Below are 13,604 nucleotides of genomic sequence, written 5' to 3'. Positions count from 1 at the left end.
TATATTTCAGATTGGGGCTTTGGGTGTGTTGGATATCTATATTTTTGCTGCTTTGAGGCGCAGACCACTAAACAGCCAAAAAAAACCGGGGCGCGGTGGGCTGGCACCGCGCCCCGGTCGGGGCTGTTCTCGCCTGTTGGGCTGGGCTGGCGCCCGCGCGCCTTACCAGCGGTTCTGGCCGTAGCGATAGCGATAGTTGGCGCGCATGGCGTACTGAACATTGGCCTCGAGGCGCTGATAGCGGTGGTTCAGCTCGGCGCGCTCGCGGCGGTCCAGCCCGTTGCGGGCAAAGCTGCGTTGCAGGCGCACGGTCTGGTTCAGCTCGGCGCGCAGGCGGTTTGCCTCGCCGCGATGCAGGCGGCCCTGACGCTCGCCGATCATGATCTGCTGGCTGATGCGCGCGGCCTGGTTCTCATAGGACCGCAGCGACTGGGCCGCGGCGGGCATGGCCACCGAGGCGGCAACGACGGCCAGGGCGGGCAGAAGGATGGTCTTTTTCATCTGTCGTCTCTCTTTCCTTGAAAGTCTCGATCCGTGGGACTGACCCCCGTCATGAAAGCGATGAAATCACGCTGTGGCTGAGCCCGATCTGAGCGCGGATTTAAGCCGGGGTTCACCTGTCTGAACGCGGTGCGGCATGGGCGACAGGGATGGGGAAATGGCGCATCTGGCGGCTTGAATCGCGCCGCGATCGCTCCTTTGATGGGGCATGGCTAAAGGCAGTGATCTCATCCCCCGACCAGGCGTGCGCCCGGCCGAAATGCCGTCCAGACCGTGGTTCTCGAGCGGCCCGACCGCCAAGCCGCCGGGCTGGGCGCTGGAGCGCCTGCCCACCGCGCTGCTGGGACGCGGCATTCGTGCGCCCGAGGTGGTGGAGCGCTTTTCCCACGCGCTCGAGCTGACGCGCCAGGTGCTGGAGGTGCCGGACAGTCACGCGCTGGTCTTCACGCCGGGCTCGGACACCGGGGCTGTCGAGGCGGCCATGTGGTCCCTGCTGGGCCCGCGCCCGGTTCAGGTGCTGGCCTTCGAGAACTTCGGGCGCGTCTGGGCGGACGATGCACGCGCGCACCTGAAGATCGAGCCGGAGGTGATCGAGGCACCCTATGGCGCGCTGCCCGATCTGGCACGCGTGCGCCATGACACGGACGTGGTGTTTCCGTGGAACGGCACCACCTCGGGCGTTCGCATCCCCGATGCTGCATTTCTGGCCAAGGGGCGCGAGGGCCTGGCGATCTGTGATGCGACATCCGCCGCCTTTGCCATGGAGCTGCCTTGGGAGCGGCTGGATGTGGTGACCTTCTCGTTCCAGAAGGCGCTGGGCGGTGAGGCAGGCATCGGCATGGCGGCTTTGTCACAGCGGGCCATCGCGCGGCTGGACGCGCACCGCCCGCCATGGCCTGTTCCGAAGGTGCTGCGCCTGCATGGTCCCGGCGGCGGCTTCGAGCGTGCCCTGGCGGCCGGCCAGATGATCAACACCTATTCGGTCATGACCATCGAGGACTGGATCCTTGCGCTTGAGTGGGCGCAGTCCATCGGCGGGCTTGGCGCCCTGATCGCGCGCTCGCACGAGAGCTTTGCAGCGCTGGAAGCCCATGTGGAGGGCTGTCCTCATCTGGAGTTTCTGGCGCGTGAGCGGGCCTGGCGCTCGCACACATCGGTGTGCCTGAAGCTGGCGGGCGAGACGCTGTGTGCGCTGGATGAGGGCGGGCAGCGCGAGGTGGTGGCGCGCATCAAGACCCTGCTGGAGCGCGAGGGCGCGGGCTTTGATCTGGAGGGCCACCGCAATGCGCCGCCGGGCCTTCGCGTCTGGTGCGGCCCGACCGTCGAGCCCGCCGATGTGCGCGCGCTGCTGCCCTGGCTCGACTGGGCTCTGGCGCAGGTCATCGCCGAGCGGCAGCCTTGAGCCGCCTTTGGGTTTGCCCGGCTGGTGGCCAGAGGCTATTGCAGCGCAACAGCGAGGCCCACGCTGGCGCCAGCGGGCGCTCCAGCCAATCGAGGTAGACCATGCGCGTTGCAATGATCGGGACCGGCTATGTGGGTCTGGTGTCGGGGGCCTGCTTTGCCGACTTCGGCCACGAGGTCACTTGCGTCGACAAGGACGCGGGCAAGATCGAGCGCCTCGGCCAGGGCGAGATTCCGATCTTCGAGCCGGGGCTGGACGATCTGGTCGAGCGCAATGTACGTGCCGGGCGCCTGTCGTTCACGCTCGACGGGGCCAGTGCGATCCGCGGTGCCGATGTGGTCTTCATCGCCGTGGGCACGCCGACGCGCCGGGGCGACGGCCATGCGGACCTGTCCTACGTCTATGCCGCCGCCGAGGAGATCGCCGATCTGATCGAGGGCTTCACCGTGGTGGTCACCAAGTCCACCGTTCCCGTCGGCACGGGCGATGAGGTCGAGGCGATCATCCGCCAGCGCCGTCCCGACGCCGAGTTCGCCGTGGTCTCGAACCCGGAGTTCCTGCGCGAGGGCGCGGCCATCGAGGACTTCAAGCGCCCCGACCGCGTGGTGATCGGCACCGACGATGCGCGCGCGCGCGCCGTGATGGGCGAGCTTTATCGCCCGCTGAGCCTGAACGAGTTTCCGGTGGTCTACACCAGCCGCCGCACCAGCGAGCTGATCAAATATGCGGGCAACGCCTTCCTCGCCATGAAGATCACCTTCATCAACGAGATGGCGGACCTGTGCGAGAAGGTGGGCGCGGACGTGCAGCAGGTGGCGCGCGGCATCGGGCTGGACAAGCGCATCGGTGCCAAGTTCCTGCACCCCGGCCCCGGCTATGGCGGAAGCTGCTTTCCCAAGGACACCCTGGCGCTGGTGCGCACCGCCCAGAAGCATGACAGCCCCGTGCGCCTGATCGAGACGACCGTGGCGGTCAACGATGCGCGCAAGAAGTCCATGGCCGGGCGGGTGATAGAGGCGCTGGGCGGCAGTGCTGCGGGCAAGACCGTCGCCGTGCTGGGTCTGACCTTCAAGCCCAACACCGATGACATGCGTGACAGCCCCAGTCTCGATCTGGTGCCCATGCTTCAGGCCGCCGGTGCCTCCATTCAGGCCCATGATCCCGAGGGCATGAACGAGGCGAGAAAAGTGCTGGGCGATCTGGATTACCGCGACGATCCCTATGGTGCGATCGCGGGCGCGGACTGTGTGGTCATCCTGACCGAGTGGGACCAGTTCCGCGCGCTGGACCTGTCACGGGTCAGGCTGCTGCTCAATCGTCCCGTGGTGGTGGACCTGCGAAATGTCTATCGCCCCGAGGAGATGGCGCGCCACGGCTTCGACTATTTCAGCATCGGTCGCGGCGAAGCCTAGAGCCCGCGCCAGTCCCGCCACCAGCGCACGAAGCGCGGCAGGCCCTCTTCCAGAGTGATGCGCGGGCTGTAGCCGCACAGGCGGTTCAGCTTGGTGACATCGGCATAGGTCGAGGTGACATCGCCCGGCTGCATGGGGCGCATGACCATATCGGCCTGCCTGCCCAGTGCGCTCTCCAGCGTGCGGATCATGTCCATCAGGCCCACGGGCCTGCTGTCGCCGATGTTGTAGATTTCGTGGCCGCCGCGCTGGGGCGGGTGATCGAGCACGCCGAGGATGCCATCCACGATGTCTTCGATGAAGGTGAAGTCGCGCGCCATGCGCCCCTCGCCGTAAACCTCGATCGGCTCGCCCTTCATGATCTTCTCGGTGAAGCTGAAATAGGCCATGTCGGGCCGACCATAGGGGCCATAGACGGTAAAGAAGCGCAGGCCGGACTGGGGAAAGCCATACAGGCTGGCATAGGACTGCGAGATCAGCTCGCCCGATCGCTTGGTCGCCGCATAGAGCGAGACGGGCATGATCGCCGCATCGCTCTCACGAAAGCCTGAGCCCTCCAGCGGGCGATCACCATAGACCGAGCTGGACGAGGCATAGACCAGATGCGCGATGTCATTGTGCCGGCACGCCTCCAGAACCGACAGATGGCCTGCCAGGTTCGAGCGCTCATAGGCAAAGGGATTGTCCAGAGAATAGCGAACACCGGCCTGGGCGGCGAGGTGGACGATGCGCCGCGCCCCGCTCTCGCGCACCAGATCGCCAAAGCCTTGCGCGTCGGCCAGATCGAGGCGGTGCATGACAAAGCCCGGCTGGCGCTCAAGCGCCTGCGCGCGCGCCTCTTTCAGGGCCGGATCGTAATAGCTGTTGAAGCTGTCCACCCCGATGACGCGCTCGCCGCGCGCCAGCAGCCTCAGCGCCGTGTGATAGCCCACGAAGCCCGCCGCGCCCGTGACGATGATGCTGCTCGACTGGCTCATGAAGACTGGATACCCGAGTGAGGACGTGGCGATTTGTGGCGATGTCGCGCGCGGGGGTCAACGGATTAACCCTGTTGCCTAACCTGACATTGAACGGGGCGGATTTATGGTGAGCGCATGGGAAGCGATGTGGCCATCGGCACAAGGGTGGAACCGCGTGCCGGGCGCGAGGCGGGGCCGGTGCGCACCCTGACCCTCATGGGCCAGCGCATGGACGCGGTGACTGCGTCCGAGGTCATCGCCCTGATGCTGGGCGCGCGTGCTGGCGGGCGCACCATCCTGATCGCCAATCACAACCTTCATTCGCTGGCTCTGGTTCGCACGAGTGCGGCCATGCAGGCCTTCTATGCCCGCGCCGATGTGGTCGAGATCGATTCCACGCCGCTCATTCATCTGGCGCGCCTGCTGGGTCATGAGGTGGGTGCCGAGCACCGCTGCACCTATCTGGACTGGCGGGAGGCCTTCTTTGAGCAGGCCGCCGCCCGAGGCATCACCCTGGCCTATGTCGGCGGGGCGCCCGGTGTGGCCGAGCGCGCAGCCGAGCTTCTCATGGCTCGCTGGCCCGGCGTGCGGATCATCGCGCGCGACGGCTATTTTGATGCCGACCCGGCGTCTGGGGACACGGCGGCCATCGTGCGCTGGCTGGGCGAGCACCAGCCCGATGTGCTGATGGTCGGTATGGGCATGCCCAGGCAGGAGAACTGGATCGCGGGCGTGATCGCGCAGCTTCCTCCCATGGCGGTGCTCTCGGTCGGTGCAGCCTTCGACTATGAGGCCGGGGTGCAGAAGGCAGCGCCGCGCTGGATGGGGCGGGCAGGGCTGGAGTGGCTCTATCGTCTGGTGCACGATCCTGTGCGCCTGGCGCGGCGCTACATGATCGAGCCGTGGCTGCTGCTGCCCGAGCTGCATCACGCGCTCAGCCACGAGGCCGTCAGCCAGCGCCACGCGGCCTTGCGCGCCGTGCTGGCGGCGATGCTGTGGCTGCCTGCGCGCGCGGCGCGGCTCTTGCGTCCTCAGTCGCGATAGAGGCGCACCAGCTTGCCGTTGGACTCGTCGGTCACGACATAGACCGCCCCGTCCGCGCCGACCGCCACGTCGCGGATGCGCTCGCCCAGATCGGTCAGCAGGCGCTCCTCGCCCACGATGCGGTCGTTCTCGACCACCAGCCGCGCCAGGTGCTGACCGGCCAGCGCCGTGACCAGCAGATTGCCGCGCCAGCCCTCGAACATGGTGCCCTCATAGAAGGCGACGCCGCCCGGCGCGATGGACGGGTCCCAGTAATAGATCGGCTGTTCGGTGCCCTCCATCTGGGTGATGCCCTGACCGATCTCGCCGCCGCGATACTCGATGCCATAGGCCACCAGCGGCCAGCCGAAGTTCTGACCGGCGCGGGCGATGTTGATCTCGTCACCGCCGCGCGCGCCGTGCTCCACCGCCCACAGCTCGCCGGATGACGGATTGAGCGCCGCGCCCTGCACATTGCGATGACCCAGCGACCAGATCTCGGGCAGGGCGCCTGACTGGTTCACGAACGGGTTGTCGGCGGGCACCGAGCCGTCGGCATTGATGCGCACCACCTTGCCGTAGTGCGAGTCCATGTCCTGCGCCTGGCCGCGCGTGGCCACGTCCGAGCGCTCGCCCAGGGTCACATAGAGGCGCCCCTCGCGATCAAACACGATGCGCGCACCATAGTGCATGAAGTTCCCATAGGAAGGCACGGCGCGGAAGATCACCTGCGCGTCCTCGAGGCGGGTGTAGTCTTCCGACAGACGCGCGCGCGCCACCGAGGTGCCGTTGCCTCCGCCCTCACGCGCTTCGGAGTAGGCGAGGAAGATGGTGCGGTCGCTGGCAAAGCCGGGGCTCAGCGTCACATCGAGAAGGCCCGCCTGACGCTCGGCCACCACGGCGGGCACGCCTGCGATGGGCTCACCCACCGTGCCCGAGGCGCTGACGATGCGCAGGCGACCGGGTCGCTCCGTCACCAGCCAGTTGCCATCGGGCAGCAGGGCCAGCGCCCAGGGGTTCTGAAGACCCTCGGCGATCACCTGATGCGACAGCGTGGCCTCGGTGCGCACGCCCGGTGCGCGGGTCTGGCCCTCGAAGGCGGGTTGCTGGTTGCGGGCATTGGGCGGGCTGGTCTCGACCGGTGCGCCGGGCGCTGCGGGGCTGTTCTGGCCGGTGGCATCACAGGCCATCAGAAGGGCGGCGACGGACACAAGGGCGAACAGACGCATGGGCGATCCTCCGGCATGGCGGGACGTGTTTCTGGGCTTCGTCAACGAACGCCGGTGGCTGGCGACTGTTCCCGGCGCGGTTACGAAATTAGGGCTCCCTCAGCGCCTGGCAAGCGGGCCTGCTCTCTGCCTTGCGCCCCACGAACCCGCTCGCCCGCCCGCTGTGATCTGCGCGAGCCGCGCTCGCAGCACGCGCAGGGCCCGCAATGCACATCAGGCCGCGAGGGGCGGGGCAGGGCCGGGCGGGCAGGGATGAGAGCCGGGCGATGCCCTGTGCGCGCTTCGCGCTTGAAGTCGGGGCACACGCGCTATATAGCGCTCGCTCGCGCGATGCTCCGCCCCTGCGGGATCACGACGCGGCTGGGTAGCTCAGCTGGTTAGAGCGGTGGATTCATAACCCACAGGTCGGCGGTTCGAGCCCGCCCCCAGCCACCATCATCACCTCGCATGCTCCATGCCCGGTGCCAGGCTCAATGCCAGGCCAAGCGGCTTGAGCTGCAGACTGGCACAGCCGCATGTGAATCTCTGCAGCCGTCGAGAAAGTGGCGGTTGTTAGCGGCCAGCGTCTTGCAACTGTCGAATTATTTCCTGGTCCAGGGTGTGAAACTCCAGAAAAAGTGCATCACAATCAGCGCGTTCGGCATCGCAGCGCATGGATCGTCTCATTCGGACAGCGCCGTCTTCCTCATACACCTCACGGCACGTGACCGCCGGATACGCTGCCTCTGAGGGCAAGGTGGCGACGAGCTGATACATGATAGAACTGCCGCCTGAGAACATTATGAAACGGTCAGAGGCGATTGGCATGGGCCTGAGCTCAGCCGACCGGTGGGCGGCCGTGAGAAGATCGCTGGCGTTCGCTCCAACGAGACCACACATCTCGGACGGGCCTTCTGCAGAACTATAGACGCCGTCAGGGATGCTTTGTGCGCCGCTCGGGGTTGGAAGGCCTGCAAGCAAGGCCGCCATTAACATCAGTCTGTTCATTCCATCCCCCGGTGTCGCGCGCCCAGTGACCTTACTCGAGCAGATGATGTCCGAGAAAGGGTTGCTCGTGCAACCATAAGTCTCAGAAGGCATAGACAGTCCAGCGCGAACTTGTCTGGGCGGACAGGGCCGGGCAGGGGGCGGGCCTTGTATGGCGAGCATCCTCCAGCCGGACAAGGCACACGTCTTGAGTGGGAGGGCGGCGGATGAGGCGCCTCTGGAGAGCCTCGGGCGACCAGTTAAACCAGCCAAAGGGATCAGTGAATCAGAACGCTCCGCCACGCTACGATCGCAGAGCTGATCCCTCGACCTGTTCAGGAGGGCTATGTTCTTGAGTGTCTAGGACGGGAGGAGTGGCGGAGCGGCTGACTCAGGCACCCAACTCTCTCCCGTGCCATATCAGATAGCACGGGAGCGTTGCGAAATCCTGCGCGTCATTGGCGGACGGTAAAATCCGCCCCGTCAGGCGATGCCTCGGTGGCGTCGGGTTCATCGTCGGCCGTCAGCCGGCGGACCGCCACCAACAGCTCCTCGATCGCCTGCTCTGCGGCCGCGAGCTTCACGGCCACCATCAGCTCCTCACGCCCGGCCATTGCGAGGAACATCCCCAGCACCTCGTCGGAGTGTCGCGCCAGAGCAACCAGGTGCTCTCCGCTCGGACCATATCTGCCGGCGAACCAGTTCTTCACTGTCTTCTCGTTGGCGCCGGTCCAGGAGGCGACGATCTTCGCCCCCGCCCGGCTGTCTCCGAGTGATCGCTTCAGGGTCGATGCGATCTCAGCGGCGAACCAGTTGTTCGGCTCGTGCCGACCATTCCCAGTATACCCGTTATCTTTCGGAAAGAACTTGCCCTTTTTCGGAAACGACATTCCAGACTCCCTCGCGTTACATGGACACGGGGATTCAGCCGCAGCTCCGCGCGGATTGGACGAATTTGCCTGGAATGACGAGGAGATGCGTGCTTGGGCGGTCGTTGGACGACCAATTCGGATAGTAGCGACGGGCCGCCCGAGGTGGATGTGCCTGCGGTCGCCTATGTCCGGATGTCGACCGATCACCAGAAATACTCGACCGAGAACCAGCTCGACGTCATCCGCAGCTACGCGGAAGCCCGCGGCCTGAAGATCCTGCGCGTCTTCGAGGATTCAGGTCGGAGCGGACTACGTCTCGACGGCCGAGAGGCGTTGCAGAACCTGATGGCAGAGGTCGAATCCGGGCGAGCCGACTTCAAGGCGATCCTCGTCTACGACGTCAGCCGCTGGGGCCGATTTCAGGATGCTGACGAAGGCGCCTACCATGAGCATGTCTGCTCGCGCGCCGGGATCCGTGTCCACTACTGCGGCGAGCAGTTCGAGAATGACGGCAGCATCGGCTCGAACCTGCTGAAAACCGTCAAGCGGGTCATGGCGGGCGAATACAGCCGCGAACTCTCGGTGAAGGTTTTCGCGGGCCAGTGCCGCCTGGTCGAACTCGGTTTCCGCCAGGGCGGTGCGCCCGGATACGGATTGCGCCGGGTGCTGATCGACGAGCACGGCAATCCCAAGGGCGAGTTGTCGCGCGGCGAGCAGAAGAGCCTTCAGACCGACAGGGTCATTCTCGTTCCCGGCCCCGAGGACGAACAGGACGTCGTCCGGCGCATGTATCGCATGTTCGTGGAGGACGGCCGATCCGAGCGCGAGATCGCGGATGCCCTGAACGCCGACGGACTGCGCACCGATCTCGACCGGCCATGGACGCGGGCGACGGTCCATCAGGTGCTGACCAACGAGAAATACATTGGCAACAACGTCTTCAACAAGATCTCCTTCAAGCTGAAACAGCGCCGGGTGGTGAACCCGCGCGAGATGTGGATCCGCGCCGAGGGCGCCTATCCGGCCATCGTCGATGAGGCACTGTTCCTGCGCGCCCGGGAAATCGTCGATGCCCGCAGTCGCCATCTTTCCGACCAGGACCTGCTGGACGCACTCAGGGCTCTGCTTGCCAGCAGGGGTTTCCTTTCCGGGCTGGTCATCGACGAGCACGAGGACACGCCGTCATCGAGCGCGTTCCGGTCCCGGTTCGGTAGCCTGCTGCGGGCCTATGAGATGGTCGGCTATCAGCCCGACCGGGACTACCGGTACATCGAGATCAACCGCAAGCTCCGCGAGGCTCATCCACAGATCGTTGCCGACGTGATTGCTGGGATCGAAAACGCCGGTGGCAGTTCCGTCCAGGATCCCCGGACCGAGTTGCTGACCGTCAACGGTGAATTCACGGTATCGGTCGTGCTGTCGCGATGCTTCGAGACCGCGGCAGGCTCGCTGCGCTGGCGCATCCGCCTCGATACGGGGCTCTTGCCGGACATCACCATCGCCATACGCATGGACGAGCTGAACGCGGCGCCACGCGACTACTACGTCCTCCCGAGCATCGACATGACCGCGGATCGGCTTCGGCTCGCCGAGCAGAACGGCCTGTCTCTCGATGCCTATCGCTTCGACACGCTCGATTTCTTCTTCGCAATGGCCGGCAGGGCCAGATTCTCGGAGGTGGCCTGATGCCCGACGACATTCCGCCCGATGACCACAAGCATGTGACCCTCATCCCGACCGACAGGATCCGGATCCTCAATCCGCGTGTGCGCAACCGGCGAACATTCGAGGAAATGGTCGAGAGCATCGCGCGCATCGGCCTCAAGCGCCCGATCACCGTGACCCGGCGCGGAGACACGGAGCCAGCAGAATACGACCTCGTCTGCGGCCAGGGGCGGCTTGAAGCCTTCATCGAACTGAAGCAGGACGCCATCCCCGCCATCGTGATTGATGCCGACGAGAGCGATTGCCTGGTCATGAGCCTCGTCGAGAATTGCGCCAGGCGTCAGCATCGCGCGATCGACCTGATGCAGGAAATCGGCACCCTCCGGAAGCGCGGCTACAACGACCGCGAGATCGCCGACAAGATCGGGGTCAGCCCCGAATACGTCAACATGATCGCCGGGCTGCTGGAGCGAGGTGAGCAGCGTCTCGTGTCTGCCGTCGAGACCGGCCTCATGCCGCTGAACCTCGCGATCGAAATTTCCAGAGCGGACGACGAAGGTGCCCAGCGGGCGCTCATGGATGCCTATACGGAGAAGAAGCTGCGCGGGAAGAAGTTCGCGGCCGTGCGGCGCCTGCTGGAACGGCGCCAGCGCCATGGGCGGCGCGTCGATGAAACGCCCTTCGGCCGCAAGGTGAACCGCTCCGGGCGCCCCTTGACCAGCGATGCGCTCGTGCGCGCCTATCGTCAGGAGGCCGATCGCCAGAAGCTGATGATCAAGAAGGCGGAACTGACCCAAGGCCGGCTTCTGTTTGTCACGGAGGCGTTCCGCTCGCTGCGGAGCGACGAGAACTTCCTGACGCTGCTGCGTGCCGAAAGCCTCGAGGTGATGCCCACTTATCTGGAGGAACACGCGAGGACGGATCCATGACACGGAAAGATCGCCGCCTTTCCGATGTCGTCGGTCATGCCTTTGAGGACGACTGCGTGACGCTGCCTGTGGACGCCCTTCTGCCGGTACGGGTGCTCAGGACCGCCACGAAATCCAGCAAGAAATACCAGCAGATCACCGCCTCGATCCGCGAGGTTGGTCTGGTCGAACCGCCCGTGGTCGCCCGCGATCCCGCGAATCCGGGCACCTTCCTGTTGCTGGATGGCCATGTTCGCATTGAGGTGCTGAAGGATCTCGGCATCGAACAGGTCGAGTGCCTGGTCTCCACCGACGACGAAGCCTTCACCTACAACAAGCGGATCAGCCGGTTGTCGCCGGTCCAGGAGCACAAGATGATCCGGCGCGCCATCGAGCGCGGCGTTCCGGAAGAAAAGATCGCCAAGGCGCTGGACATCAATCCCCAGAGCGTCCGCCGGAAGGTCCGCATGCTGAACGGGATCTGCGATGAGACAGTCGCCATCCTCAAGGACAAGCCCTGTCCAATGGCCGTGTTCGAGATCCTCCGGAAAATGAAGCCGCTGCGCCAGCTCGAGGCCGCCGAACTGCTGGTCAACGCCAACAACTACTCGGTCGCTTATGCCTCGGCGATCCTGGCCGGCACGCCGCAGACGCAGCTTGCGGAAGGTGCGAAGCCCAAGCGCATCAAGGGCATCACGCCCGAAGCCATGGCCCGGATGGAGAGCGAGCTGGCCCGCCTGCAGGAGTCTATCACCTCCATTCAGGAGACCTATGGTCAGGATCACCTGCATCTGACCGTCATCAAGGGCTACCTCGCGAAGTTGCTCGGGAACGCCCGGGTGGTTCGCTACCTCATGCAGCATCGTCCCGAGTTCCTGACAGAGTTCCAGGCGATCGCGGACATGACATCCACGCTGCCGCCCGAGGCAGCCTGACAGGATCACGACGACCGATGGGGACCCGGACCCGATAAGCGCGGGGACCGCGGGAGACGCCGCACTGTGGGGCGGATCGAGCGCGGTGGTGGGGATGGCGGCGAACCCGCTCGGAGCCCACCAGGCCGGCTCGAGTTTTCGCCGGCCGCGTGGCCGGCGTGGTGTCGGTCATGACGCGGGATGGGCGTGCCGGTCGAGCGTCGATGGGCTTCCCGGCACGCCCAAGCGCTTGCTCATGAATGGTGCCATCGCGATCATCTCCGCCCAGGCGCGGTCAAATACCACCAAATCGGACGAAACCCGCCTTGAACCCGTTTACTCCTGCTGAGTCGGGTGAGATAGTGAGAACTTGGAGAAGGCTGACCTCTCGAGGGCCGTATCATGTCCGACCGCTGGGTTTCTGTAGAAGAAATCGCTGAACATCTCGGCGTCAGCAAAGACACGATCTACGGATGGATAAGTAAGAGAGAGATGCCTGCTCATAAGGTCGGGCGACTTTGGAAGTTCAAAACTGGCGAAGTCGATGACTGGGTAAGGAACGGAAAAGCATCGGACGATTACAGAGAAGCAGAAACATCGGGGCATACTTCACAGAGGGAGAAGCATGCGGGAGGAGGGAAAGCGGATGGCTGATATTGCGTGCGTCGACCTTTTCTGCGGGGCCGGCGGCCTCACGCATGGGTTGATTTCTGAAGGCATCAAGGTCGTTGCGGGCATAGACGTCGATGAGGCATGCCGTCACCCCTTTGAAGCCAATAACGCGGCGAAATTCATCAATGAGGATGTGGGACGTCTGACTCCCAAGCGTCTCGACGAGTTGTTCGGTGATGCTGAAATCCGCGTGCTCGCCGGGTGCGCGCCCTGCCAGCCATTCTCGACCTATGCCCAGCGTTACGATGTCGTTGGTAGCCCCCGTTGGGGCTTGCTCTACCAGTTCGGCCGCCTGATCAAAGCGACGCACCCCGACTTGGTCACGATGGAGAATGTCCCGTCCGTGGCCAAGCATGCGGTCTTCGACGACTTCGTCGAAACGCTGCAGAAGATGGGGTACCACGTCAAGCAAGGGGTGGTCGATTGCTCTTTGTACGGGCTACCGCAAAGTCGGAGACGCATGGTGCTCTTAGCCTCCCGGCTTGGTCCCATTGAATTAGTCGCGCCGACACATGATCGTCCAGTCACCGTTCGCTCGGCGATCGGCCGACTTGCGATAATCGATCAGGGTGGTGCCCATCCAAAGGACCGGCTGCATGCGGCATCCAAGCTCTCCGATCTGAACCTCGAAAGAATCCGTGCCTCTCGTCCAGGTGGCACTTGGCGAGACTGGCCGGACCATCTCGTCGCCGCCTGCCATCGCCGTGAAACGGGCCATACCTATCCGGGGGTCTACGGACGAATGGTATGGGACGAACCGGCGCCAACCCTGACCACACAATTCTACGGTTTCGGGAACGGCCGGTTCGGACACCCCGAACAAGATCGAGCCATCTCGTTGCGTGAAGGGGCGATCCTTCAGGGATTTCCCAAGTCCTATTCCTTCATTCCGAAAGGGGCTCCCGTTCATTTCAAGGCGTTGGGTCGCATGATCGGGAACGCGGTACCGGTCACTCTCGGCGAAGTGATAGGCAAGAGTATCGCGAGCCATCTCGGGATCGAAGCCGAGAGGACGAAAAGAAAAAAGAAGGGAGCCGTCGCGGATGTCGCGCGTAAGTCCCTCGTCGCATGAAGCCAGCCG

At 64.7% G+C, this 13,604-nt stretch carries 12 protein-coding genes and 1 tRNA gene; 9 read left to right on the top strand and 4 right to left on the bottom strand.

Translation table 11 applies throughout. The annotated features are described in order from the left end of the window. Window positions 1-162 precede the first annotated feature (162 nt). Entirely contained in the window at window positions 163-501 is a 339-nt protein-coding gene (locus ACK4E3_RS03280; protein ID WP_409696302.1) for a hypothetical protein, read from the bottom strand. Between the two features lie 208 nt (window positions 502-709). Between ACK4E3_RS03280 and ACK4E3_RS03275 the strand changes: the two genes are divergently transcribed. Together ACK4E3_RS03275 and ACK4E3_RS03270 are read left to right on the top strand one after the other, a co-directional pair. Then, window positions 710-1,903 (top strand): phosphoserine transaminase, encoded by a 1,194-nt coding sequence (locus ACK4E3_RS03275; RefSeq protein ID WP_409696299.1) that lies wholly within the window; start codon window positions 710-712, stop codon window positions 1,901-1,903. A 101-nt stretch (window positions 1,904-2,004) separates the two neighbouring features. After that, entirely contained in the window at window positions 2,005-3,315 is a 1,311-nt protein-coding gene (locus ACK4E3_RS03270; RefSeq protein WP_409696296.1) for a UDP-glucose dehydrogenase family protein, read from the top strand. Here ACK4E3_RS03270 and ACK4E3_RS03265 read toward each other — a convergent pair. Beyond that, complete coding sequence (locus ACK4E3_RS03265) at window positions 3,312-4,292, bottom strand: NAD-dependent epimerase/dehydratase family protein (RefSeq protein ID WP_409696293.1); 981 nt, start codon at window positions 4,290-4,292, stop codon at window positions 3,312-3,314. The genes ACK4E3_RS03270 and ACK4E3_RS03265 overlap by 4 nt on opposite strands. Window positions 4,293-4,409: 117 nt before the next feature. Between ACK4E3_RS03265 and ACK4E3_RS03260 the strand changes: the two genes are divergently transcribed. Beyond that, complete coding sequence (locus tag ACK4E3_RS03260; protein ID WP_409696290.1) at window positions 4,410-5,318, top strand: WecB/TagA/CpsF family glycosyltransferase; 909 nt, start codon at window positions 4,410-4,412, stop codon at window positions 5,316-5,318. On the opposite strand, the gene ACK4E3_RS03255 is transcribed toward ACK4E3_RS03260, so the two are convergent. Then, window positions 5,306-6,526 (bottom strand): PQQ-dependent sugar dehydrogenase, encoded by a 1,221-nt coding sequence (locus ACK4E3_RS03255; RefSeq protein ID WP_409696287.1) that lies wholly within the window; start codon window positions 6,524-6,526, stop codon window positions 5,306-5,308. The two genes, ACK4E3_RS03260 and ACK4E3_RS03255, sit on opposite strands and share 13 nt — an antisense overlap. A 358-nt stretch (window positions 6,527-6,884) precedes the next feature. Between ACK4E3_RS03255 and ACK4E3_RS03250 the strand changes: the two genes are divergently transcribed. Continuing rightward, window positions 6,885-6,961 (top strand) — tRNA-Met (locus ACK4E3_RS03250). A gap of 986 nt (window positions 6,962-7,947) precedes the next feature. Here ACK4E3_RS03250 and ACK4E3_RS03245 read toward each other — a convergent pair. After that, window positions 7,948-8,382, bottom strand: a complete 435-nt coding sequence (locus tag ACK4E3_RS03245) for a hypothetical protein (protein WP_409696284.1) — start codon at window positions 8,380-8,382, stop codon at window positions 7,948-7,950. Window positions 8,383-8,475: 93 nt separating this feature from the next. Here ACK4E3_RS03245 and ACK4E3_RS03240 point away from each other — a divergent pair, with 93 nt between their 5' ends. The 5 genes from ACK4E3_RS03240 (at window position 8,476) to ACK4E3_RS03220 (ending at window position 13,595) form a co-directional block, all read left to right on the top strand. Next, the gene (locus ACK4E3_RS03240; RefSeq protein ID WP_409696281.1) at window positions 8,476-10,050 is read left to right on the top strand and encodes a recombinase family protein; all 1,575 of its coding nucleotides are present in this window, start codon (window positions 8,476-8,478) and stop codon (window positions 10,048-10,050) included. Beyond that, window positions 10,050-10,958, top strand: a complete 909-nt coding sequence (locus ACK4E3_RS03235; RefSeq protein WP_409696278.1) for a plasmid partitioning protein RepB C-terminal domain-containing protein — start codon at window positions 10,050-10,052, stop codon at window positions 10,956-10,958. The genes ACK4E3_RS03240 and ACK4E3_RS03235 overlap by 1 nt, the downstream gene beginning before the upstream one ends. Beyond that, complete coding sequence (locus ACK4E3_RS03230) at window positions 10,955-11,872, top strand: plasmid partitioning protein RepB C-terminal domain-containing protein (RefSeq protein ID WP_409696275.1); 918 nt, start codon at window positions 10,955-10,957, stop codon at window positions 11,870-11,872. The genes ACK4E3_RS03235 and ACK4E3_RS03230 overlap by 4 nt, the downstream gene beginning before the upstream one ends. Before the next feature lie 381 nt (window positions 11,873-12,253). Further along, entirely contained in the window at window positions 12,254-12,505 is a 252-nt protein-coding gene (locus ACK4E3_RS03225) for a helix-turn-helix domain-containing protein (protein WP_409696272.1), read from the top strand. After that, complete coding sequence (locus ACK4E3_RS03220; protein WP_409696269.1) at window positions 12,498-13,595, top strand: DNA cytosine methyltransferase; 1,098 nt, start codon at window positions 12,498-12,500, stop codon at window positions 13,593-13,595. The genes ACK4E3_RS03225 and ACK4E3_RS03220 overlap by 8 nt, the downstream gene beginning before the upstream one ends. Window positions 13,596-13,604 lie beyond the last annotated feature (9 nt).

This window comes from Brevundimonas sp. (genome assembly GCF_046299595.1).
In the GTDB taxonomy this organism is placed as follows: Bacteria; Pseudomonadota; Alphaproteobacteria; order Caulobacterales; family Caulobacteraceae; genus Brevundimonas.
The sequence above is the reverse complement of the archived record's forward strand: the minus strand, read 5'-3'. Positions and strand labels throughout refer to the sequence as shown.